Origin of the sequence: Membranihabitans marinus (genome assembly GCF_021729155.1) — a bacterium.
Taxonomy (GTDB): domain Bacteria; phylum Bacteroidota; class Bacteroidia; order Chitinophagales; family Saprospiraceae; genus Membranihabitans; species Membranihabitans marinus.
Genome location: NZ_JAJQYA010000015.1, coordinates 97,801 through 123,921 on the forward strand (window position 1 = coordinate 97,801; position 26,121 = coordinate 123,921).

Annotated in this window: 18 protein-coding genes and 1 pseudogene; 4 read left to right on the forward strand and 15 right to left on the reverse strand. The window is 38.3% G+C overall.

Annotated features, from left to right (window positions below; translation table 11 throughout):
- Positions 1 to 58 precede the first annotated feature (58 nt).
- Both LVD51_RS11245 and LVD51_RS11250 read left to right on the forward strand, forming a co-directional pair.
- A complete protein-coding gene (locus LVD51_RS11245) occupies positions 59 to 805 on the forward strand; it encodes an MlaE family ABC transporter permease (RefSeq protein ID WP_236971472.1) in 747 nt (248 codons plus the stop codon).
- A gap of 10 nt (positions 806 to 815) precedes the next feature.
- Positions 816 to 1,589: an ABC transporter ATP-binding protein gene (locus LVD51_RS11250; protein ID WP_236971473.1), complete on the forward strand. Its 774-nt coding sequence runs from the start codon at positions 816 to 818 to the stop codon at positions 1,587 to 1,589.
- A 209-nt stretch (positions 1,590 to 1,798) separates the two neighbouring features.
- On the opposite strand, the gene LVD51_RS11255 is transcribed toward LVD51_RS11250, so the two are convergent.
- Both LVD51_RS11255 and LVD51_RS11260 read right to left on the reverse strand, forming a co-directional pair.
- On the reverse strand, positions 1,799 to 3,133 hold the full coding sequence (locus LVD51_RS11255; RefSeq protein ID WP_236971474.1) for an MATE family efflux transporter: 1,335 nt from the start codon (positions 3,131 to 3,133) through the stop codon (positions 1,799 to 1,801).
- Positions 3,134 to 3,236: 103 nt separating this feature from the next.
- A complete protein-coding gene (locus LVD51_RS11260) occupies positions 3,237 to 5,813 on the reverse strand; it encodes an adenosylcobalamin-dependent ribonucleoside-diphosphate reductase (RefSeq protein WP_236971475.1) in 2,577 nt (858 codons plus the stop codon).
- Positions 5,814 to 6,642: 829 nt separating this feature from the next.
- Between LVD51_RS11260 and LVD51_RS11265 the strand changes: the two genes are divergently transcribed.
- Together LVD51_RS11265 and LVD51_RS11270 are read left to right on the forward strand one after the other, a co-directional pair.
- Entirely contained in the window at positions 6,643 to 6,969 is a 327-nt protein-coding gene (locus tag LVD51_RS11265) for a DMT family transporter (RefSeq protein ID WP_236971476.1), read from the forward strand.
- Between the two features lie 200 nt (positions 6,970 to 7,169).
- Positions 7,170 to 7,664 carry a DUF1648 domain-containing protein gene (locus tag LVD51_RS11270; protein WP_236971477.1) on the forward strand — a complete coding sequence of 165 codons (495 nt, stop codon included), beginning with the start codon at positions 7,170 to 7,172 and terminating at the stop codon, positions 7,662 to 7,664.
- 107 nt (positions 7,665 to 7,771) lie between these two features.
- Here LVD51_RS11270 and LVD51_RS11275 read toward each other — a convergent pair whose 3' ends face one another.
- The 13 genes and pseudogenes from LVD51_RS11275 to LVD51_RS11335 all read right to left on the reverse strand — a co-directional run.
- Positions 7,772 to 8,368: an RNA polymerase sigma factor gene (locus tag LVD51_RS11275; protein ID WP_236971478.1), complete on the reverse strand. Its 597-nt coding sequence runs from the start codon at positions 8,366 to 8,368 to the stop codon at positions 7,772 to 7,774.
- Between the two features lie 361 nt (positions 8,369 to 8,729).
- Entirely contained in the window at positions 8,730 to 9,878 is a 1,149-nt protein-coding gene (locus LVD51_RS11280) for a right-handed parallel beta-helix repeat-containing protein (RefSeq protein WP_236971479.1), read from the reverse strand.
- A 181-nt stretch (positions 9,879 to 10,059) separates the two neighbouring features.
- Positions 10,060 to 11,589: a sulfatase gene (locus LVD51_RS11285; RefSeq protein ID WP_236971480.1), complete on the reverse strand. Its 1,530-nt coding sequence runs from the start codon at positions 11,587 to 11,589 to the stop codon at positions 10,060 to 10,062.
- A gap of 6 nt (positions 11,590 to 11,595) precedes the next feature.
- Positions 11,596 to 12,987: a sulfatase-like hydrolase/transferase gene (locus tag LVD51_RS11290; RefSeq protein WP_236971481.1), complete on the reverse strand. Its 1,392-nt coding sequence runs from the start codon at positions 12,985 to 12,987 to the stop codon at positions 11,596 to 11,598.
- A 420-nt stretch (positions 12,988 to 13,407) separates the two neighbouring features.
- Complete coding sequence (locus tag LVD51_RS11295) at positions 13,408 to 14,277, reverse strand: DUF4249 family protein (RefSeq protein WP_236971482.1); 870 nt, start codon at positions 14,275 to 14,277, stop codon at positions 13,408 to 13,410.
- A 6-nt stretch (positions 14,278 to 14,283) separates the two neighbouring features.
- Complete coding sequence (locus LVD51_RS11300; protein WP_236971483.1) at positions 14,284 to 16,614, reverse strand: TonB-dependent receptor; 2,331 nt, start codon at positions 16,612 to 16,614, stop codon at positions 14,284 to 14,286.
- A 58-nt stretch (positions 16,615 to 16,672) separates the two neighbouring features.
- Entirely contained in the window at positions 16,673 to 17,332 is a 660-nt protein-coding gene (locus LVD51_RS11305; RefSeq protein WP_236971484.1) for an outer membrane beta-barrel protein, read from the reverse strand.
- 437 nt (positions 17,333 to 17,769) lie between these two features.
- Complete coding sequence (locus LVD51_RS11310; protein WP_236971485.1) at positions 17,770 to 20,193, reverse strand: alpha/beta fold hydrolase; 2,424 nt, start codon at positions 20,191 to 20,193, stop codon at positions 17,770 to 17,772.
- Positions 20,194 to 20,296: 103 nt separating this feature from the next.
- Entirely contained in the window at positions 20,297 to 21,712 is a 1,416-nt protein-coding gene (locus tag LVD51_RS11315; RefSeq protein WP_236971486.1) for a nucleoside hydrolase-like domain-containing protein, read from the reverse strand.
- An 8-nt stretch (positions 21,713 to 21,720) separates the two neighbouring features.
- Entirely contained in the window at positions 21,721 to 23,094 is a 1,374-nt protein-coding gene (locus LVD51_RS11320; protein WP_236971487.1) for a DegT/DnrJ/EryC1/StrS family aminotransferase, read from the reverse strand.
- A 31-nt stretch (positions 23,095 to 23,125) separates the two neighbouring features.
- On the reverse strand, positions 23,126 to 23,920 hold the full coding sequence (locus LVD51_RS11325; protein WP_236971488.1) for an amidohydrolase family protein: 795 nt from the start codon (positions 23,918 to 23,920) through the stop codon (positions 23,126 to 23,128).
- A complete protein-coding gene (locus LVD51_RS11330) occupies positions 23,910 to 24,824 on the reverse strand; it encodes an amidohydrolase family protein (protein ID WP_236971489.1) in 915 nt (304 codons plus the stop codon). Before LVD51_RS11330 ends, LVD51_RS11325 begins: the two co-directional genes overlap by 11 nt.
- A 949-nt stretch (positions 24,825 to 25,773) precedes the next feature.
- A pseudogene (locus tag LVD51_RS11335) lies at positions 25,774 to 26,121 on the reverse strand (hypothetical protein); the annotation flags it as partial.

The following is a 26,121-nucleotide window of genomic DNA, read 5'->3' on the forward strand; positions in this document are numbered from 1 at the left end:
GTAAAATAAAATTGAATCACTTTATAAAATTAGATTAATTTACCATATTTACAATCTTATGATTAAATCATTGCTTATTCACACAGGCCGATATGTTAGTTTGTTGATCTCCACTATGAGAAGACCGACAAATCTCAAAATGTACTGGAAAGAAATCATTCGCCAGATGTATGATATCGGCGTTGGTTCCGTAACGATTGTAGCCCTTATTGCCATATTTATTGGTGCCGTTTCTGCAGTTCAATTTAGTTATCAAATTGGCGGATCCTTTATTCCCAACTATTACATTGGATATATAGTGAGGGACATGACCATTATAGAATTGGCCCCTACCTTTACGGGATTGGTTTTGGCAGGGAAGGTCGGTTCCAATATGGCTTCTGAAATCGGTGGGATGCGTCAAAAAGAGCACATTGACGCTATGGAAGTCATGGGAGTCAATACGGCGAGTTATCTCATTATGCCCAAACTTATTGCGGCTGTTTTTATTATACCTGTCCTCGTATGTATTGGAGCATTTGTCAGTATCATTGGAGGATATATTGCATCTGTACCTTTTGGCGACTTAAGTCACGTGGATTACATTAAGGGATTGAGATCGTTTTTTGAACCTTTCAATGTAACCATGATGCTGATCAAGGCGGTGGTATTTTCCTTTATTTTGACCTCGGTATCTTGCTATCAGGGATTCTACGTTGAAGGCGGATCCATTGAGTTGGGAAAAGCAAGTACCAATGCAGTAGTGGTCAGTGATGTGCTTATATTATTGGCCGATTATATTATTGCTCTTATTCTTACTACTTAAAACCTAGATCATGATCACAGCAAAAAATATATTTAAAAGTTTTGATGATCTTGATGTTCTCAAAGGAATATCCATCCATTTTGAGCCCGGTAAGAACAATTTGATTATTGGAAAAAGTGGTGCAGGTAAAACTGTATTATTAAAAATATTGGTAGGGCTAATGAAACCCACCAGTGGAGAAATATGGTACGACAAATTAAATTTCACTCAACTCCACCATCAAGAATTACAAAACCTCCGATTGGAAGTAGGCATGTTGTTTCAGGGATCAGCCTTATTCGATTCGATGACCATTGAAGAAAACATCAGATTTCCAATGGATATGTTTACCTCAAAAACCAAGAAACAAAAAGTAAATAGGGTGAATTACTGTTTGGAAAGAGTAAACCTATCTGGCATCAACAACAAATATCCCTCGGAAATATCAGGGGGGATGCAAAAACGGGTCGGTATTGCTCGTTCCATCGTTTTGGAACCCAAATATTTGTTTTGTGATGAGCCCAATTCTGGATTAGATCCCAAAACATCTATTGTAATCGATGAATTGATCAGTGATATTACCCACGAAAACAATATTACCACCATTATCAATACACACGATATGAATTCCGTATTGGAAATTGGGGACAATATCAACCTCTTATACGAAGGTAAATTGGCTTGGCAGGGCAGCAAAGACGATGTATTGGAATCGGACAATGACAAATTGCTGGACTTTATATTTGCATCGCCCTTCCTCAAACGACTTAGAGGCAAAGCACTCGAAAGCAATGGTCCTTCGTAAGCCCAGTCTATGATAAATTGATGGTTATTATTTTGTTTAGCAATCTTCGAGAAAAAATTAATTCAGCCGTTGAATTATACACCGAGCATTGGGTATATGATATCAAAGTTCGGTAGCATGGCTTTCCCGGCATAGAGAGCAAATCTCACCATGGATTTGTTTTATAAAAATACCTGGGGTTTATCCTCAAACCAACTGTAGGTATTACCTTATTCCATGATGGGACTATGTCTAGATACTTTGAAAAATCGCACCGTTAGAGTGACGGATAACACGGTTAGACCAATGACCAATCCGTACCAGATTCCACTGGATTCCATGCCTTGATAAAAAGCCAAATAATAACCAAAAGGTATACCTACAACCCAATATGCCAATGAAATCCAAATGGTCGGAATTCTCACATCGTGCAGTCCTCTCAACAAACCAATATCAATAGCCTGAATTGCATCGGGAATTTGAAAAACCCCAGCCAATACCAGTAAAACTGAAGCCCATGCCACCACTTCTGCCTCACTATTAAACAAATAAGGCATATAGTCCTTGGTCAAGGCAAAAAATACTGCGCATATAACACCGTATATCAAACCCATGATCAATGTTTTTCTTCCGATAGTACGGACATCATTGACCTTGCCACGCCCCAAAGCGTTGCCCACCAAAATAGAACCTGCAGCACTTAAGCCCATGGACACCATAAAGGTCAGAGAGGCAATACCGATGGCAATTTGATGAGCAGCCTGTTGAACTGCGCCAAACCACCCAATCATAATCCCAGAGACTGCAAAAGCGCCAGATTCCATAGCGTACTGCAAGCTTGAGGGAATCCCTATACGCAACAACTCTTTTAACCTACTCACTTCCAAGGTCAGGGAAGAAGACAAGTCTGTTCTATATTTTTGAAATTGAGGAGCCTTTAACAATATCCACAACAAAGCTATGAATATAATAATCCTGCTAATTAGAGTACCTAAACCAGCTCCGTAGAGTCCGTATTCTGGCATTCCAAATTTGCCAAATATAAAGATGTAATTTAAAAAAGTATTGATGGGTATGGACAGCAAGGACAGCATCATAGCTGTTCGAGTAAACTCCAAACCATCGGCTATTTGTTTCAATGCCAAAAACATTAACATGGGAAGACTAGACCATGCCATGATTACAAGATAATCTTCAGAAGCGGCAGCCACCTCAGGATCTTGATCCAAATGATATACAATGGAAGACCCCCAATCTAAGCCAACTGCGATCAAGATCGCAAATATGGTTACCAACACAAATCCATTGAAACCTATATGGGCACAACTTTTATATGATTTATTGCCATTGGCTGAGGCCACCAATGGTGAAATGGCAAAGGTAAGCCCCATTCCCATAATAAAAGGGATGGCCAAAATATTGTTGACCAGAGCTGAAGCAGCCAATAAAATAGCGCTTATTGAACCGACCATAGCACTATCGATTATCCCCAACATCATCTGGGTCAAATTACCTAATATAATGGGGAGGGAGACCTTGATTATCCGCTTGTTACTTGCTTCCATTTACTGTTATTCTCGCGCAAAATTACTAAAACAAATGGCCTAAACATAAAAAGGGTAACGAATGATTCCGTTACCCTTTTATTATTTAATCGCTGTTGTTATTTTATCCGCATTTGCTATATCCACAACTCTTACAAGCGAGGCAACCTTCTTCATATACCAATCCTTTGGGATCTTCACAGTTGGGGCACTTCTTATCTACTGCCACCATACCGTCGGCTATATATTTTTTCAATGCCCTAGCTACACCGTTTTTCCATGTATTGATGTTTTCATCGTATAGATTCAATCCAATAATCAAATCAGCTACGTCTGCAATAGGCATATTATGTCTCAATACTCCTGAGATCAACTTGGCGTAATTCCAATATTCTTTATCAAATGATCTAGAAAGACCTTCAATCGTGATGCGATAACCATCTTTGTCTATAAATTGGAAATCGTAGCGACTCGATCCTTTGTCAGATTTGTTTTTAATTACCCAGCCTTTATTTACAAAAGACGGTAGATTAAAGGAATCCTCCATTTTACCAGTAAATATTTCGTAAGGTCTTCCATCGACTAAACCGACAACGGCCAACCATTTTTCGTATTCATTTTGGAAGCGTACCACATCGGCTTCTATCTTTTTGGGACGTTTAGCTGGAGTAAATACTTTGGCTAAACTTTCGGAGTCTGTCAATTGGGAATTAGTTTCTCCTTCTGTCTCCTCTGCATCGTTGGACACCAAAACCCCACTTCTCGATCCATCTCTATATACGGTAATCCCTTTCAACCCGCGCTTCCACGATTCTACATAGATTTCACCAACTTTCTCAACACTTACATCGGAAGGTAGGTTGATGGTTGAACTTATAGAATGAGTTACATATTTTTGAACTAAGGCCTGCATTTGTACCCGTTGTACCCAATTGATCTCAGGTGCTGTCGAACCCACATAAGGACTCTCTTGAATATCTGTTTGCCCAGTAGTATCCATCCATGTTTTCAATTTTGGATGAAATACATCGAATTCTTCCCAAGCATCTCCCATATCATCTATAAAAGTAGCTTTGGCGGTTTTATCTACCCCATTGATTTTTCTTCGACGTTTATAGGACAACAAAAACACGGGTTCAATACCAGAAGAAGTATGAGCCAACATACTCAATGTTCCAGTTGGAGCTACTGTACTAATAGAAATATTTCTACGTCCAAATTTCATCATACGGCTGTATAATTCTGGAAATTCAGCCTCCATCATTTGAACAAACTCCGATGTGTGCTCTATAGAAGGATCGAATCCATCAAAAGGACCTCTCTCTATGGCCATGTCTACCGAACTATCAAATTCTGCTTGTAATTTAGCACGCATTACTTGATCTACGACGTCTAAGGCTTGATCTCCATCAAACTTCAATCCGAGAGCGGCGCACATATCTGCCAAAGCAGTAAATCCAAGACCTGTTCTTCTACCCTTTTGTCCGTTTTCGTACAACAATTTCCAGGTATCAATTTCTGTTTGCTTTATATGAGAAGGTTCTGGATCAGCATTAACTTTTTCCAATATTCTTTCGATTGCTCCCAATTCCAAGTCTACGAGATTGTCCATTAAGTGTTGAGACTCGTAAGTGACTTTGTAAAATTTATCAAAATCAAATTTTGCATCTTTTGTAAATGGATTCTCAACAAAGCTAAACAGGTTAATAGCGATCAATCTACAGCTATCTCCCCCTTGCATGGCGATTTCCGAACAAGGATTGGTCGAACTGTTTTCGAAAGCAGGATAAACCGACGATGTACTATAGGTATGCTGGCGATCCCAGAATATCAATCCGGGCTCTGCAGTATTATGTGCACATTTGATAATGGTATTCCACAATTCTCTTGCATTGATTTCTTTGCTATACTGAGGTTCTGCGGCATCAATTGGCCATCGAAGTTTAAAAGAACCATCTTGATCTACGGCTTTCATAAATTCATCGGACAATCTTACCGAGATATTGGCTCCGGTTACCTTGGCTAGGTTTTGTTTGATGGTCACGAAATCTTCAATATCTGGGTGAGCCACATCGATGGTCAACATCAAAGCTCCTCTTCGTCCATTTTGTGCAACTTCTCTGGTGGTATTTGAAAACCGCTCCATAAAAGAGACCGCTCCAGTAGTCGTACCTGCGGCATTGGATACATTGGCATCCTTCGGACGAAGTCCAGAGATATCAACACCTACCCCACATCTTCTCTTAAACAACTGAACCAACTGTTGATCGGTATACATGACTCCACCATAAGAATCAAATACTGGAGGAACCACTACACAATTGGAGAGCGAAGCAATCATTTCGGTATTGCCCAAAGCTGCCATTACACTTCCCTGAGGGATGACGTATTTAAAATCCTTGAACAAATTATAAATATCGGCTTCAGTCAAGGCCATTCTACTCTTACCATAATCAGACAAAGATTTTGATCGATTATCAGTATGGTATTTTGCTTCTACTTTGGCAAATTCCTTAGCCATTCGTCGATGCATATCATCTGGTGAGGTTTCTAAAAAACTACCTTGCTGATCGCGTACTGCATATTTATTTATCCATGTTGTCGCAGCGAGTTCATCTCCATCAAAATATTTTTGAGCGATTTCTAAAACTTCTTGATAGGAATGCTTTTCTTTTTCCAATATAATTTCTGGTGAATTCATTTGATCTTAATTGTAAAAATTTCTTTAATTATATTTTTTATGTTTTTTATTTTTGAAAATTTTCATCCTCAAAAAAAATTTTTTCTCTTTATTATTTTCGACATCACGAACTTATTAAATAAAATTGTAACATAAAAATTTTATTTTTTTAAGTTACCAACAACTTCACAAGTTATTAACATACCTCGACATCTCCACTAATTATCAATACTTTATATATCTCAATACAGACACATTATCAAATATACTAATAAACATTTTTAAAACGAGATGAAAAATTTTCATTTTTAAAATGAAAAACTTTTGTCTCATGAAAAATATTTTCAACTGAATTAAAACAAAAATATCATTAAGGTTGTTCCGATGTTCCCTTTATAAAAACACCAAGTTGGTTTTGAAAGGCTCACAAAATTAGAGAAAAAATATTCAAAAAAGGAATCGATTTTATTCCAAAAAATCAATCACACCCCCTTTCCTTTGATGAAAATTATAAGTACAAAAGTCTAAAACCATGATGATCAACTGAATGAAACAGAAGAAAAAAATTATCAATTTTCGTGAAAAAAATATGGCCTTGCCGGCAACCAAACCCATTCCATTCAAACAAAAAAACTCCCTACATTTCCAATCCAAGTTCAATACATTTTATATCCACCTAATACCAATAATAAAATAATGCAACAGCTATTGCACACCAACATCTATTAGAAAAAATTCGCCCCTAGACAATAAGACTAAAGTTTAAGCTTTCCACTTTTTAACCCAGCTATTTAATATATTTATCTGATATTTTCTAACCCCTAATTGGCAACAAAACAACATCACAACCATGAATTGGATTTTATTAATTATAGCTGGACTTTTTGAAATTGGATTTGCCACTTGCTTGGGCAAAGCCAAAAACGCTACTGGGTTAACTTCTACCTATTGGTATGGAGGATTTCTAATCTGTCTTGCCATAAGCATGACATTGTTGATCAAGGCCAGTCAAAGCCTCCCCATCGGCACAGCTTATGCGGTATGGACAGGGATTGGAGCAGTGGGAAGTGTCTTGGTAGGTATTTTCCTTTTTAAAGACCCCGTTGATTTTTGGCGATTGTTTTTCATCACCACCCTCATCATATCCCTCATCGGGTTAAAACTAGCCAGTCATTAAAACTGATAATTCAAACCTTGAAATTCATCTCTTATTCAAATCTATAAACTCATCAACTGTTCAATACAAAGCTTTCTCCCAATCCCTAACATCACTTTCATAGGCTACAACCGTCATCCCACAACGAAACAATCTACCAAACTTAGCACAGTATGTTTCATTCTAATTTTGTATTTTACTCATAATAACCCATCAGTATTATGAAGCAACCCATATTAACCATATCAAAGACTCAGGTAGACAAGGCCATCAATCTAGTATGTTTTATATTATTACTCATTTTATTTGGCCTGCCTATATTTTACTATTCTATATTACCCGATCGAATACCCATACATTTTAGAGCTCAGGGCCAGGTCGATCGCTACGATGAAAAAATATGGATATTCTTGGCTCCCTCTTTAGGACTCATCACCTACCTTGGACTTCGTATATTGATTTTATTTCCACACAAGTTCAATTATTGGGTGACCATAACCAAAGACAATGCCTACTACCAATATAAAAATGCCATAAGAATGCTTCGGATTTTAAATGTTATTATTCTAACCTCTTTAACCTATCTCAATTACATGATCATTCGAGTTGCCCTAGGCTTTAGAGAAGACATAGGATTTTCTTTTATCTTAACTATGATTATCATAAGTTTTGGAGTAATCTTTACATTTCAGAGAGCCTCTCTTAAAAACAAATAGACTCTGCATAAGTATTGCTCCACGATGAATAATACCAAATGTATTTATTATAGTATTGAATCAGCTATGGACTATCTGAAATTACTACTCAAGAAAAAAAGAATTGTTTACAGAATAGAAAAACCAAATATTGGAATCAACAAATGCTCCAACACACCCAGAGCGGTTTTATCAGACCGCAGCCTAATCATGGCCTTGTACAAAGTATTGACGACACTGCGATAAGAAATAGATAAAATATCTGCTATTTCGTCGATAGAAAAATCACTGTAGTACCGCAAATAGATAAGCTCCCGCTGTCTTTTTGGCAATTTATTAATCATTGACGCCAATACTTTCTTCTTGAGGTCTGCATTCGATTGAGTTAAAGCAATCTCTTCTGGCTCTATTTGCAACTGAAGATCATCATCCAGTAAATCCATCTGTCGCTTGGCCTGAATATTTTTCAGTAAACTTCTTCTAAAACAAGTATACAAATAGGGTTTAATGTAGGATACTTGGCCTAACTGCTCTCTTTTTTCAAATAAATGCAAGAACATATCTTGCAATGTATCTTCTACAATAGAGGATTTCCCGCAAAGCTTAATACCATAGTTGTGCAAATCAGAATAATATATCCGAAAAATCTGAGACAAGGCATCCCGATCGCCTAGCTTCAATCTAGACCAAATAACAGAATCATTTTCTAAGTGTACTGCTTTCACAACATGAATACTTTTAATATACCAGCCACCACATACCCCAATAATATTTCGACGGCATTGCCAAAAAACACATAAAACACAAATAAGATTTTAACCACACAAACAACAATTTCAAAACACAGAAAATGTATTATTTCAAAATGGACAAAATCAATAAATCTAACACATTACAAAAGAGGAAGTTAATTAATAATAAATTAAAATAGGTATTTCAGAAATACAACTTTTTAAATAATACAAAGAATTAAGTTTATAATTCTACAAAAACCTAATATTTCAATTGTATTTCATATTACATGAAAATATAATTAACCCAAAAAGATAATACAAAATGAAATTTACAATGGTTGGTATAATAGACTCAATTGGACTTTACAGGTGCTTGACCATAGGCATTATCATAAGCTTTGGTCATTTTAAAACCATAGGGCCTTACAGCCACATCGACATCACTGTGTTCGACAAACCAATTTCTATAGATTAAACATTGCTCTTCAGCATCGCCGCGTATTCCTATTGCAAAATTAGGGGACCGAAAGGTATTGTTGTAAATCTCAATGTTTGTCCCTGCGATAGCCGTACCATCCTTGCGATCTCTACCCCCATGCATATCAAAACAATGACTGAGGGATTCACCCAACTCCACGTTATGCCGAGCGACATAACTACAACCGGGCTTCCCGGTTCCAGCTATCGAATGGCGATTGTAATCGAAATTATTGTATTCAATCAATGACTCAGCGGTATTGTGACTTACGCCATAGCCCAATCCATTGTATTGGCAATGATGGATAAAGTTGTGATGAATATGATGACCTTTTCCTGAATATAAGTAGACTCCAGCCCTTGAAAATCCAGATATATCACAATTGTCAATCTCCAATTCATCATACTCACAATTGATGCCAGAAGAAACAGGAAACTTGTAATAATATTCGTGCCGCTTTCCACCTGGCCCAAAAGACTTGGCATGGTGCTCCATATATCGTTTCGGGTTGGGACCTTGCAATCTCAAACCGGTTATTCGAACACCGGCACCCATAATTTTCAACATCATTGGAGTTTTGAGAGCGTCACTACATATCAAGCCTCCCTGACTGCCCTTTACACCTCGATCACTGGCCAGAGTGATACCAGCAGGAATATTCAATACCAACTCTTCTATATAGATCGATGTAGTCATATCTATCACTGCGTCTCCAGGCACAAAAACCACTTCTCCGCCTTGGGCTTTGGACAGCGCTTCTATCAACTCATCCAAAGAACGGACTACATAATCCCCCTTTTTTACCACCGCTTTATAGGAAGTTCCTCCACCTATAGCGCCCAATTCATTGGGTTTTGCCCCATACAACTTCCCTTCTAACTCCAAATAAGTCTTATCATTATCTGCCCCATTTGAAGAGTTATTAATATACATTCCTCCTTTTTCTCTGCGAAAATGAAGTAAAGGTAGACCAGTCGCGGTGAGAAAAGTAAAGCGAGCAAAGCTTCTTCGAGATTGTTTCATTTTTTAATGTTTAACCAAGGCATCAATAAGCTGTAGACATAGAGGATATTCTCTACAATTGTAAATGACCATGAAATATAAGAAAAACAACTCCAACTACCTCTATATACAACATCCTTTAAAAAACAATAACTATTTCCAAAATCGTTGATAATTGTAGGAACTCATTAGATTTTAAGTACTAATTTTCCTCCTTATTATAGGTGATCCCCAATTCATTATTTCTCACTTCTTTTAATTTTTCCATTAATCGAATTTTAAGTTCGGCAACTTGATCTTGATATTGAGGATAATGGGCCAAATTATTAAACTGTTTCACATCGTTTTCCATATCATATAGTTCCATTCCACCTCGTCCATCTTCGCCATACTGAATGTAGGCCCACTTGTCGGTGCGCACAAGGTAGCCCATACGACCATTGCGCTGAGAAACCGAAAATGCCATATCCTTAACTTCCGCATTGGGATTGTCAAACAAAGGACTCAAATCATCGCCTTGCAACCCATCAGGCAATGTCAATCCAGCCATAGTAGCTATAGTGGGATATAAGTCGATAAGTTCTGCAAAGGAATGACAGACCGCGGCTTTCTTTCCCGGAACTTTAACAATCAGAGGCACTCGAACCGATTCTTCCATTAAACTCACCTTCATCCAAAACCGGTGTTCGCCCAAGTGATAGCCATGATCAGAAGTCATGACCACAATGGTATTGTCTTCTAATCCTTCTCGTTTCAAAGCCGTCAAAATTTTGCCCACCTGTTCGTCCATAAATGCCGTCGAAGCATAATAGGCAGCTATGGCTTTTTTCTCCTGTTCCTCAGTCATCTGCCCATTGACACTGTTCACATAATTGATGCCTTGAGCGGGGATATCATCCCAATCATTTTCCACTTGCGGAGGCATTACCATAGCTTCATATGGATAAGGTTCAAACGATGTTTTCGGTGCAACAAAAGGCACATGAGGCCGAAACATTCCAGCGGCAATAAAGAAAGGTTCGTTCTTGTGGGATTGCAATAGCTCAACTACTTTTTCCGCCGTCACAACATCGGTGTGTATTTCTCCTTCATCCGTTTTTACAATATTCATTAGATTTCCACCATTGAGGTTCTCTCCTTTTAAGATAGATCTATTTCCATATGGATTTTTTTGCACCAATTCCGACTCTCCTTTGGCATTCACTTCTGGAGCCGCGCTATTGTAGCGCTCTGTCCAAGAGGCGGCATCATCCTTGCCATCCAATCCCTTCATTACATCGACAGAACCCATATGGAATATTTTACCGACACGGGCCGTAAAATATCCATTGTTTTTGAAAAGCTCAGCCCAAGACGGTCTATTTGGGCCCACATTCTCTCGACCACTGACATAACCATAAGTTTGAGTAGCACTGGGATAGTAGCCAAACATCAATGATGCCCTAGATGGACCACATACTGGATATTGACAATATGCGCGGGTAAAACGCGTGCCCTCAGAAGCCAGTTCATCTATATTAGGGGTATTACAAGCCGGATTTTCATAACTGGACAAAGCTGCAGCGGTAAGATCGTCGGAAATAATAAACAAGACGTTGAGTTTTTTATTGGGTTCCGTCGAAATGGATTGAGCCGACACCAAATGAACCGACATCAAAAACGCCAGTGACATCAAGGATAAAACTATGGTTCTACTACATCTTGTTAAGCTATAATATATTGAGATCGACATTGAATTCTAATTTTGTTTTTGGAATGAATCTTCTATTTCTAAATAACTATCTATTTCTTCTTGTTTCAATTGAAAAGCTGCAGCTAATTTATCCACAATTTTCGGTTCTTGAGCAGCTTTATTCTGACTTTCCGCTTGATCGGATTTTAAATTATACAACTGCCAATCCTCGTCAGCGCCTTCTCTTATGATTTTCCAATCACCCCAATGTAGGGCAGAAAAGTTTTTATATTCAAAAAATAATGTCGCATGAGGAGAATACTTATTTTGTCCTGTAAGATTGGGCAGAATATTTTCACCATCAATAAAGCGATCTTGTGGCAATTGCGCTCCCGCCAATTTAGCAACTGTCGGATATATATCCAAAGACCACAATCGCGTATCGACCACACTGCCCTCGGGAATATTACCCGGCCACTTGGCCAGTGCTGGAACGCGGATTCCTCCTTCCCATAGTGTAACTCCAGCTCCTTTAAAGGGCGCATTGGATTGAATATCTAAATAGGGATAGAAAGCACCATTATCTGAATAAAAGAACACAAAGGTATTATCGGCGATACCCAATTCTTCCAGTTTATCCATTACACGACCAATAGCCATATCGATAGCGGTCACTACGGCATTGAATCTTGTCTTAGCATCTTTGGTATCGGGAGACACTCCATAGGGTTTAAAAGCATAATCCGGTGCCTGCCATATATTCTCAGCATCGGGATCTATATTTCTATCTCCCGGATGGTGAGGTGCATCGAAAGGCAAATAAACCATCCAAGGTTTACCTTTCTCCGTATTCTCTTCCATAAAATCCATGGCTGCATTGGCAAATAAATCCGTACTGTATTCCCCATGACGATTAATCGGTTCATTGTTGTGATGTAAATCGTGTTTGCCGGCATAGACATGGGTAAAGTGATCGGCATTTCCACTGGCGATTCCCAGGTACTCATCAAAACCTCGATCGATGGGCCGAGAACCGGGTGCAAAACCCACATTCCACTTACCAAATGCCCCTTTGGCATAATTGGCATCACTGGTTTCGAGCATTCTTGGAATAATAACCTCAGACTGTCGCAGTCCTATGCCGTAATTCCCTTTCAATCCCCCCAATTGATTGACCAACTGATGTCTACGGGCGATACGTCCGGTCAGCAGACAGGCTCTAGACACAGTACAAGTAGCCCCTGCTGTATAGAAATTAGTCAATCGCGCCCCTTGTTCAGCCAATTTTTCAATATTGGGCGTAATAATGGTCGACTGCTTATTGTAAACTGAAAAATCTCCATATCCTACATTGTCCACAGTGATAATGAGGATATTGGGACGTTCTTGTTTATTATTCAACTTAGATTTAATATCCTTGAGCATTGGTGATTGTCCACTCAATCCGATTGTAGTCATGAATACTATAAGAGATGCGATTAGTATTCTTTGGAATGTAAAATTTGAATGCATTTTTTTATATTTATTAATGATGGTTTTTTATCCAAATTGATTTAGGCGAAATGATTTTTGTATAATTCCAACCCAATTCTACCTAAAGATTCAAGAAGTACTGATTTGTTTCAAACAAATCTATGCCGAATAAACTTTTACGGTAACGTTACCGAATATAGGAATTTTATGGGTTTTACACTACAATTTCAGGAATTTTATAACTCATTGAAGTAAATTTTGTATTCTATCCCTCTATTCAGAATCACTCATAAAAAAATTCATAGATTATTGCCAGCAAATCTTTTCTTATACGATGTATTAAGAAAATCCCCATTCAGGTTAAAACTTAGGATTACAAATAGATATGAACTTATGATATACAGATCAAAAATCTAAAAAGAGAACGGTGTCTACACTATGCAAAATACCAAAAACCCCTTGACCACCTTGGATATTGGAATAGACAGGATTGGTCACCGTAAAAGGACTAGATTCCGTATCTCTATAGGACGATACTGTTTGATAAAATTGCAATAGGTGGGTATCCATTCGCGAAATAGTCAACAAAACCGCATTGACTTCTTGATTGACCTCGTATCCCGGTGGTCGAATAAAGGTTTTGGCATTGAGTACTACATCGATGATATCAGCAGAATAATTATCTGATTCAATGGCATCAGTTAATCGAAATCTAGGGTTTTGATAATTGATCGGATCAGAGTAAAAAGACTGCCCCCCATCGATAGAGTAGACTTTATGATGAATATATCCAGTTGGACTGGATTGAGCATCCAACAATTGCAATTCAATATAATTATTGGGTGGAAATGTGGTACTGTCTTGTACAAAAACCAATGATCGAATATTAGGTGGTGCAGGAATCAAACACTGATTAGAAGACAATTTCACCTCGCCATTTTCGTCAATGACTTCAATCCAATATAAAGTGGTAGAATCAAAAACCAAGGAGTCCGGATCAATATAAAAATATCCTTCTTTTTGAACCCCAGCATATTGCTTATCTTTTTCACCCGACCATAAAATCACTTGAAACTGGGAATAGTCAATACTGTCATATAACTCTCCATCCGCTGGTTGATTATGAGCTAAATGAACCCATAAACCTTCCACTGTACTCAATACCCCATTGACTATCAATCCTGGTTGGTAATCGGGATATTCTAAGGCCTCAGAATAGATTTCACAAGAAGTCATCAAGACCATACCAATTAGAATCAAATGATATATTTTCATCTTTTTTTAAAATTTAAATCCAATATTAAAACTGGGAATAATGGGGAAAATGGATCTAATTTTCCAAGCATTGCCTATGTTTTCAACAGTGTAAGGATTTTTGCGGTAATAAGCATTGTAAAGGTTCAGCGAAAACCATTTTTCTTTTCCGGTTTTGGACGAAATCCAAGTACGCTTTATGCCCAGATCCAATCTGTGATTGGCTGGCAGACGAAAATTGTTAATATTATCGAAAACGGAATAACCAATACCAAATAAATCATCTGGTCTTACTTTTTCATTGGACCAAGTAATGGGCCGGCCCGATTGATAGATCCACTGAGCTGACAATTTGTATTCATCATTCACCTGATAAATCCATAGGGCATTGATCTGATGTCTAAAATCGAAATCTGAATCGAACCGTCTCCCTTGATTGAGGGTAAGAAATTGCATTTTAGTCTGCGACCAAGTATATGCCAATGAACTGTGAAATTTCCCCTTAGTTTTTTGAACCATCCACTCCAATCCCCTAGACCATATTTTTCCATTGCGATGTAGGTCTTTGTCAAAAGCAATAATTTGACTAAGCGGTTCTTCTGTCGGCGGTTGGTATTTTATAATATCATATTGATGTTTGTAATACAATGCAATACCAATATTGTCCAATAATCCATCTAAATTCTGACGATATTCAAGACTGTATTGATCGGAGAATGCTGGAGATAAATCTGCGTTGCTTAAAATAAAATTTTCTGCAAAGAGAAAATCTGCATTGTAATACAAAAAATGAATGGCTTGAGTTTGGTGATTATAAGCAAGATTAATGGTTGACTTGGGATGAGGCTGATAAGATATGATGGCTTTGGGTTCAATCTCACTTCTACTTGTATTCTCAAAAACATATTGTGGAAAACGACTACCTACTGAAATGTGTAGATTGGGTGCTATATTCAGTTCTACATCAACATAGGGTGCATAGGTCTGCAATGATGGTTGCTTACGAGTCGCACTTCTCCTATCTTCCTCCGTATTAATATTAGAAACAAATTGATATTGATACCGATATTGAAATTTATTGGACAACAATTCCCATTCCAGCCCATAATCGAGGCTTAATTTTTGGTCACTGTAAAACTTCCCACCTATGCTTGCCTTAGTGGACTGTATAGCATTGTCCATACTTTCATACAAATCCGTAGTAAACTCAGTTTCTTGTTGAAAATCAACATTTCTTACAAATTCATCAACTCCTAGATGGTTGCTGTGACGAGAATGACTGAGATGTAATCGCCAACGAAGCTTCCGATTTGGTAACCATTGATAGTTGATAGCAGCCAATATATTATTTAATCGATATTTAAATTCATCCTCCAATTGATCAGAAACATCTATATAAGAATTGACCACGTTAATATCCTTTCCGTGATAAAATGAAAAATCTATGGACTGTTGATCGTCAATCTTAGATTGAATATGTCCATTAACATCGTAAAAAGTGTAGCCAAATGCATCTCCTTCGGTCTTCCTTTTCCTAATACGTTGACGTCGAGGTAGAAAAAACAAATCTAAAAATGTAGTTCTGGCACTAATATTATAGGTTGTGTTACCATTTTCAGTTAAAGGTCCAGACATTGAAATTCGAGGACTGATCAAGCTAATGTCAATATTTTTTTCAGATTCATTTGCCTGACCTGCCAAGGTTTGAACCGACATTACCGATGATAATCTTCCACCATAATGAGAAGGCCAATAATTTTTGTAAAAATCAACATTTTGAATGATGGCTGGATCCAACAATGAAATAATACCAGCGGCATGGTTAACATTGAAAAGGGTCGCACCATCAAAGAGCAATAGATTTTGTTCCTGCAATCCTCCCCTGACCAATAAGTGGGCATAACCTTCCCTTCCATTGTTCACCCCTGGTAACAAGGTAATAGATTTGAGTATATCTGACTGTCCAGTAATACCGGGGATGGTATTCAAAAATTTTAAAGGAAGATATTCTCGACCTGATTTCGATTGAGCAATGTACTGATCTGGTGACAAAATAACAACCGTTTGAAGTTGCTTGATTTCCAATTCTATATTATATTGAGCAGAACCATCGAGGATGAGGATGACACTATCTTTGAATCCCACATAACTTATTCGTACACTATCGCCCCTATCAGCTTTTAAATATGCTATGCCCTTATCATTGGTTATTGCCCCCCAATCCTTTGAAATATTGAGCAAAGTAGCTCCGATGAGGTTTTCACCATCGACGGAGCTATAAACCTTAAAACTAGGATTCTGCGATCGCCCCAATAAACAGCTTATCAATATAAGAAGACATATAATTTCATACCTCATGTTACCTCATTTTTCAAAGATCAATTGGGGTGAATATAAAATGCGTAGAGAAGGCAATCTACCATTTATACGAAACGCCCAATGATATACCATGATCTCTGTAAGAACTGTTCCTAACAACCTTTCCCACTTCGTGTTCGGTCTCTGTATACACCCTGCCTTTTTGCACCCTGTGATAAAAAAGATCAACTGTCCATTGCGGTCCCACAGGGAAAAAAAGTCCCACATTCATATCATAGGTGATTGCCCATTTATTTTCATAGGACAGTTTTTGATTGCTTTCTAAGTTAGTCCAATGCCAGTTTAAGGTATGGCTAAGATTTACCCCGGCAAATATCCCCATAAAACCTAAACCATTATACCGCAATCGCAGTGGCATATCCACACTATGGTGTTGATGAAGAATGTCTAAACTATAATCAATGGAAATTTCATGTGGTGATTTTATGATATTAATGGTATCTAAATTAATTTCCACGGGATTGAATTTGACTCGATTGTATCGCCATTCCAATCCAGTTTGAAAAGACAAACCTTCCACTGATTTAAACCCTCGTTCAACAGCGAATCCCACAGATATACTACCTCCTTGTTTGAATTTATCGTGATCCGATATCATGGTCATAGATCCCACGCTCATATTGATTTGAGGACTCCACTGCGCCATAGCCCATTGACCGGCAAACAGGATGAGAGAAGTAATAATGGTTATTTTCATGATTATTGGGTTTGATTATACATTTTTTCACACGATTCCACTTCGGCCATCTCCAAATATAATTAGAGGAATAATTATTTTTTTTGGGAAAAAAGTAGTGATTAGACACTGAATACTTCGATGAATATTTCTATATTTTATAAAAATATGGTATTCAATTGAGGATTAGCTCTTTAATATAGCAAACATTTCTTTATTATGAAAAATAAAGCCCAATAAATATTAAAAAATAAAAATAAACGAGATGTATGACATCATTAAAGTAAAACGAATGATTTCTCTGTGATATATGGCGAATAAAGCAAAAAGACCGCCAAATCTATTTTGATCATCCATTTCGAGCCGCGCTAATAGCACGGCTCTACTATAATTTTTTCAAACCCGATCATAATGAGGGAATGTAGTAGACCTCCTATTTTACTCCTAAAAAACCACCATTACTGGTCACCACGTAATTGTTTGTACAACCATTGACTACTATATTCTTTCATTTCCGGAGAAAATCGATTGTAATCCATGGGGGACAACAATTCAATATGAGGTTGAAGATCCCAAGTCAGGACACGATTATTGACACGATGTACGGTAGATTTCACCCTCGGCCAACTCGCTTCCCGATCCCATTGAGGAGCGATTACTAAGGTGGGACGACCAGCCATCATCATCAACAAATCATCATAATCATAAGGCAATTTATCTCGATGGTCAATATAATTTCCCAAACGTGGTATGAGACCATGTAAATGCGACAACGAAAGTAAAGCATCGTATCCTTTGTCTCCATCATTGATTGATGGATTTGACAACTCAGGACGTAGCGGAGTAAATCCCGCAACAGACAATAAACCAGCTATCCGATCATCTAGAGCGGCAGCATAGAGGCCGACCGTAGCGCCCAGCGCATACCCAGCCACAAAAATTTGGTCAGAATCAATTTCCTTCATATGAATTAAGCCATCTAATGCCCCTTGAACATCGATGACCATTTTACCCATTTTTGACCAATCTGGATACCTTTGATAAAATCGCTTGCCTTCATCAATTCGATTGCCAAATCCAATCATATCATAGGCCATTACCGCAAAACCCTGATCTACCAACTGCCTAAAAAAGCCCGGTATATCGTGGTCAAATCCCATAGAGGAAAAACCCTTGGAATAATCGTATTCATGAAGATATATCACTACCGGCATTTTCTCGCCTCGATCCGCTTTGGCTTTTGGATAATACAAATATCCGAACAGATTGTCGCCAAACCCATTATAAGGACTAATGGCCATGACCGACATGTTCTCTGTAGCTCCAGGACGACTTAAAAAATGACCAAAACTAACTTCCCCTCTACCTCCATTTTTTATCGACATTGGACCTAAATTTGTTACTCCAGGAGGGGGATTACCCAATATGTCCAATATTTTTTCTTTGGTCTTAGATCTATAGATCTCCAAATTATCAATCGAGACCAAGTCTTCCTCACCAGCTCTATCACCATCTCCTAAGGAGGGTTCAGAGGAAGCAATCATCTGATCAGACTTCCCAGTCGGATAATCGTATTTAGACACCATTGTAGAGGGTGGCTTTGAAGAATGGCGACCAAATACATAATCGAAAAAATCGATATAATCTTCCATGTCCCGTGCAGACACACTGTGTAATCCCTCTCGAAGTCTCAAAGCCAAACCATCTTCATTGCCCAAAAATCGATAGACTTTTTGACTTTCTAGATAAGCTTGCTCAATGCCCCAATAATTACTGGCACTTTCATTTTTAGCAGAACTCAACATCAACCCCCTGGGTGCTATTAATGCCATAAAATGATTTTGATCTACCGGTAATTTATCTTCGCGACCGACAAAAAATCTCAACCTCGGATGAAACCATGAAGGCTGAGCACAAGTCAACAATGCCAAATCCTCAACATCGTACTTATGTGAACAATATCGCCAAGGCACTTCCGCTCCAGTGCCTCCACTACTGGGGATAACGGCTTTAATCCTTTCATCAAAAGCAGCGGCCATTAAAGATTGTTTCCCATTGCGGGAATGTCCGGTCAAACCAATTTTTTCCCGATCCACATAATCCAAGGTGTACAAATAATCAATGGCTCTAAAACATCCAAAAGCCCGGCGCATTAACCGCGAAAAATCATATTGATCGGCCCATATTTTACTGTATTCTTCGGTATCATCTTTGGCATCTGCACCGGCATACACACAACCTATGTACCCCCTGCGCACTGCTACTTGAGCCCATTCTCGATGGTTCCACTGCGTCATAAATACGGGAAAAGGTCCACTTCCTGGAGGAATCATCATTTCCAAAGTTAATTTAGCCGCATTATTGGGTCCAAATCGCAATTCTATCAGCTGCAATTTGACTTCTCCATCCATTTTTTCTGAAATAATTTTAGCCTTTACTTCACCTACATCGGTAGGAAAACTACCAGTAATATAATACTGCAATGCCTTCTTCATCCATTGGCGTTGTCCCTGCCACTGCTGAGGAGTAGACACTGCAATGTTATTTACTCCCTCATCGATCATCAAAGGATTGGGTAAATTGACAATGCTGGGCAAACGATCAAAATCAGGTGGCAATTCTCCGGTCCGTGACAACCAATCTTTGAAGGTAGAATCTAAATAAGAAACTCGACCAAAACCCGGTCGATCCTCTGGTAGAACATTTAATATTTCTTCAAGATATTTTTGTCTTTTTATGGTATCGTTTTCTGGGATATCCATATCGACACCTGCGGATGGTATCTGAACCTGGAACTGAGATGGACTACCACTACATAATCCACTTGCAAACAAGGCGATAAAGAAAAACAGACTACTCACAACCAAAGTTTTTGATATCATTACATTAGATTTTCCACGAGGTAATAAGAAATACATGAATGGTGAAACATTGTATTTCGTATAAGTATATAAAATAAGAAAATAGACATGGAGGTAAAAAGCCTTAAGGCATTAAATTAATAATATACCTGCCATATCTAGTGAGAGAAGGACTTCCATTATCAGTAACGGCAAGGATAAGATGCAAGGTTTGAGGATGGCTCAATCCTACCTTCTCATTCAGATGAAGGGTCAATTGACTGCTTTTGTCCCCTTCTAGTATCAAGGGTTTAGTCCACGTCCATCGCCAAAAACTACCCGCTTCCGTATACACAAACCACTGATAAGACAATTCGTCTTGATCGGGGTCATGACTTCCGCTGGCATCGATAATCAATTCGTCTCCTGGGGACATCACCAAGTCTTTTACTGCCTGGGCTTCCACTACCGGAGGATGATTTGCAGCCTCATAAGACTGTAAACACCAATCCATTCGCGCAGCAAAATCGTGCTGATAAGCATCCCGCCATCGCCATATGGTCGCTTGATTATTGATGTATTTTTTACCGTCTTTACCTATGACCTCATCTTGTGCATCGGTCCAAATCGGCCTGGTTTCTGGTTGATGCAGATCGCTATTCCTATAGGGTAAAAATCTCGGCTGGTACAAATCGTATCGACCACCCCAACCTCCCCATTCAGGATGCTCGGGATCGCTCAAACCATTGTTAATTAAATTCATAAAACTAGGGCTATCCCCTTCCATAATATAGGCCACTTCAGGATACTTTTCACCTAATGGCCCGTGATCCTCTATTATGTGTTCGCGCAACCATGGATTGGTTACGATTTCCTCATCTGCTCCCGTGGCGTAATTTCGGTGGCCTTCACCTGAAATTCCCGTCCATGTAGAAAAGATATAATTTTCCCCTGGACTAACGATATAAAAAAGATCGGGAAAGGTATTCCGGATCCATAACGCAGAATCATCTTGATCTGAAATGGCGTACACCCTGATTTTCGAAACAAATACTTCTAGCTCTCTTGGCGTTCTGGTCTGCTGCACCTTCCAAAGTGCCTGTGCCAAGACATTGGCACCTCCCCAAACAGGGACCCACAACGGACGCTCATCTTCTTTATCGACCACCTGGATCAACCATTCAGATCCTTCGGAGTCCTTGCCCTCGCCAACCCCTTCCATCCCATACACCGGCAATCCAGACTTAATTCTAGCTTGCAGGTAGGACTCTGAGGGAAATCCCGATTCGTGTTTCAAAAGATTCGACCGAACTTGGCCATATGCCGAAACTATTTCTTTGATTTTATCAGCAGCCGTTCTATTGCGCAAATGCGTGGAAGTGGTCGCCACCAATCCCTCTACATCATAGTGATTGGTATACAGTAAAAATCGAACTAAGGATTGAGCATCGTCGGGTTCATTTTCAATATCAGTCAACACCAATACCCGAGGTTTATCTTGTGAATAGCCCTGAATTATAGACAGGAAAAATATTAAAAAAACCCAACGAAGTAATCCCATAATGTATTCTATTTATTTAGTAAAGCGGCATTGTCGTATATTTTCTGAATAGCATTGTAAATATTATTCATATCAGACATTGATCCTAAAAGTACATATTGAGGAATCCATATCGCTTCTTCTCCACAGATTACATCATTTATCGGACATTGATTCCTTTCCTCATAATCAGCATAATTTAAGTCTTTTTTAGAATAAAACAACTTATAGTTTTTAGATTCGAAGGCATTTTTCAAATATGGCATTTTATTCAATGGGAAATATCCTGCTGAACATGGGATTCCTTCTGCCCTCATAGCCGCCAAAAACTTATGTCTCGGCAAGCCCTTAAAGGCTTCTTTATTGTATCTAAATGGGAATAAATGGAATGATGCTCTGGTTACCTTTTCGTACAATTTATACGGTGTGATGCCGGGAACTGTAGCTATTTTGCTTTTTAAATACTCTGCATTTTCACTTCGCTTACTGGTTTGATCTTCCAATCTCTCCAATTGAGCCAATCCTATGGCGGCCTGATATTCTGTAATTCTCAATTTATTTCCTGCCATCACTGCCCCTGAACTTCCTTCCACTTTCATTGAACCATAAGGCATTCCATAATTGTGATAAGAATAGCATCGATCCATAAATGCATCGTTGTCAGAAACGATAGCACCACCTTCTCCAATGGGAAGATTCTTTGAATTTTGAAAACTAAAACAGCCTGCATCTCCAAATGTACCTACTTTTTGATGATTGTACTCGGCCAACCAACCTTGACAAGCATCTTCAACCACTACGAGATTGTGTTTTTTGGCAATATTCATTATGGGATCCATATCACAAGGCAATCCCAAGATATGAACAGGCATAATGGCCTTGGTGCGTTTGGTAATTTTTTCTTCAATTTTAGTGGCATCCATCTGAAAGGTATCCGGATCGATATCTACAAAAACGGGAATGGCTCCATTAAACAATACACAGGAAATGGATGCGATAAACGAATATGGGGTTACAATCACTTCATCACCCCATCCTACTTCTAGATTGGCAAGGGAAGCATTCATGGCATTGGTTCCATTGACCACCGCTAAGCAGCGTTTACTACCCACTGTAGCCGCCCACTTGTTCTCAAACTCTATGGTTACATTTTTTCTCGACCATACTCCACTCCGCATTACTTCCAAGAGCCGTTTTTCATCTGTTTCTGGATTCCACATAGGCCAAGACGGCCAATCACTGGCCATGGCTGGCTGTCCTCCTAATATTGCCGGTTGTTGATGTTTGGCATTGAAAATATTGATGGCTTGTAGAGGATTGGTACTCAATAGGGTGGCTGCCCCCAAACCCAAAGCTGAATTTATTTTAATAAAATCTCTGCGATCTAAATTACTCTTTTTCATAATAGTGGTTAATATTGTTCAATCATCAATGCTATTGATGATTAAAAATTTTCTGAATATTGGTTGCACGAATGGATTCTTTATCTGCTTCATTGGCCTCCGAATTATATAGAGATTCTATACGGAGCAATCCTGTCACATAATCCAATGTAGGGGAATGAGTTCCAAAAACAAATTTTTCAACCCCAAATCGCTCTACTAGGTGATGAAATTCATTCATCGATCTTCCAGAAGTATCCATCCATACCTGATTATTTCTAAATACTTTTTCATTTTCATCCGAAAAAGAAACTCCACTGGCCACATTCTGTAATATATACTTAGTTTCTGGCACTTGCTTCACCAAACCCATGATTTGATTGGTTGATAAGGACTCTTCAACGTCTAACCATGAGCTAGGTCTGGCGTCCACCATCCGAATTGGAATCATTACCGGAATATCATCCTTGGCTGCCATACGAACCAATTCTATACAATATTCATTGTTGAAGTCGTATCTATGGTAGATGGGAAAAATCTTAATCGCAGACATCTCCCATTCTTTAATACAGGTATAATAATCGTCTTTCCAACCTCCATATCCATAGATGGGGTTTATCACAGCAACCGGTTTCAATCTCCGTTTGGCTTCACTATTTCCTTGAATTTCTCTGTACAACGAGGCGTTGGCAGTCTGTGTATTTTTGTACATGATGGCAGTTAAACTGCTGACATAACTCATGTCTACGCCAAACTCATCCATCCTAGTCATGAGACCATCACAGGTATTATAATTTCGTTCTCTAAATGGCCAATGACCAATATATGCATTGCTATCAATCAACATGGTTACCTGATTTTTTAAGTATTTTATTATAATTATCGAAGAATATTTTTCTTCGTTGAGTTTCTGTAAGATTAGCCGCTAGCACATGACCTACTCCTTGATGGAAACTATTGTCACAACCAAAAAAGATGCGATCTTCTCCCAATTCTTTCACGGCAAAATCAATGATATTGGCGTCGTTATTACTTCCCGACACATCGACAAATACGTTGGGACTGTGTTTGATGGTCTTTACTCCTTCTTCCCAATCGCCGCCACCGCCCAAGTGAGCGAACTGAAACATGGCTTCAGGATAGCGAGCTGATACATCGACAAAATCCTTGGCAATTGAGGTACTGGCCACTTCTATAGGGCTAAATACTACCCGAGACTCCCCAATCCCAACATGCATTAAAATGATCATTTTCAAGTCGATAAACTTCTCTATAATGGGGTAAAACAAAGGATCGTTAATTTTTACATGACTATAGAGTTTTAGGCCGACCATTCCCTCTCCTACACAGCGATTGATCTCTTCTAAAGATTCTTTTTGAAACCTTGGATTCAAGGTCATTTGACCAATGATATGATCTGGTGCTTTTTTCATTGCTCCCAATACCATATTATTACATTCTCTAAACTGGTCGGGATTGGCTTCCAAATTCCTAGCTACTGGTTTGGATGCAACCAACTTGGTAATATTTAATCGCTCAGCAAATCCTACTTCCCATTCAGGACTATCTCCACCGTGTAAAAACACATGGGCATGGGCATCAATTTTTTGATATTTTTTAACTTCGGCCATTATATCTCTTGGAGCTACATTAGGTCGCCGTTCAGGTTTGGCTCCCACAGCATTGCCTGTGACCATAAGTCCAGTCCCTGCTAAGGCAGTATCCTTAAAAAACTTTCTTCTATTCATCATATTAAAATCTATATTTTGTAATTGAAGCTATACGACGAAATCTATTTTTAAAGAGAGAATAATACCAAATGCATCTACAATGGGTACAAGAGACATATTCTACATAGCTCTCCCTTTCAAAACCAAACTTCGTATTTTTACACCTTCAAATGAGAAATTCCCTCATTTCCTATTCCATAGTCCTTCCATAAGTGATTGTAACAATAAGAAAATACAATCCAAGGTCGACTTTATTATCCTATTTTATACCAAATGCAATTGGTATTAATGACGATTTTCAGCAAACTCAGCATCTGTGTTTTAAGCAGCTGATTTTGAGATCTACAATCCCTAAATTCAACCTGTGATGGAATCATAGATTACCTACAATCGTGTAATACCGGTGATTATTTAATCAATGGTAACGTTACCGAATATAGTAATATTAAATGATCTTTTCTAATCTCTAATTTTATTTCTCAATTTTCCCCTTGAAATTAGTACTTATAATTGCCTCGTTCACTGGACTTTCATTAGATTTTTCAAGATATATTCTATACAATGATCGCTTCAATAGTTAGAGATTACCTCCATAATAAAGATATAAAACTCACTGAGACTAAATGATCAGCCTAAAGACAGAGAAGGAGATTTAAATTTTAAAAAACAGATTTTTAAATATTAAAAATAATCACATTCAATAGTTAACATAGGATTTCCATTCAAGCGGGATTTAGTTTTTTGAAACAACAAATCCAATTATTGAGTTCAATAATTACATCAACCCCAACCCTATAAATAACAGAAAAATACAATATATTTCTAGACAATCTTGTCATTTATTATAATTCTGCTAAAAAAAATCGCAATAATATACAAAATTATCTATTTAAAATTTTGACCACCAATAATAAAGGCTGACTACAATGGACTTCATTATATATACATAGCCTAAGTATTCACCACCCTATTACTCCCGAACTTCATTTAACCATTTGAGAAATTGATGCTTCATCGGATCAGTGAGTTGATCATAATGGTCTTCTTCATAAAGGGTAATCTTTGCATTAAAATGGTCAAAACTGCCCTTTGCTGCCTCCGTCATTTCCCGAACCTGTTCTATGGGATGATGGCGATCTTCCGTCCCCGCCATTATCAGTAATGATTTGGGGGCAATACAAGACAAAATTTCATCGAAATCAATCGGGATTTTATCCTCTTCACCCAGAAAACAACCCAGCGATGGGATAAGTCCATGTAAATGAGAATAGTATAAAACACCTTCAACTCCTTTATCTACTTGACGCAAAGAAGAAAA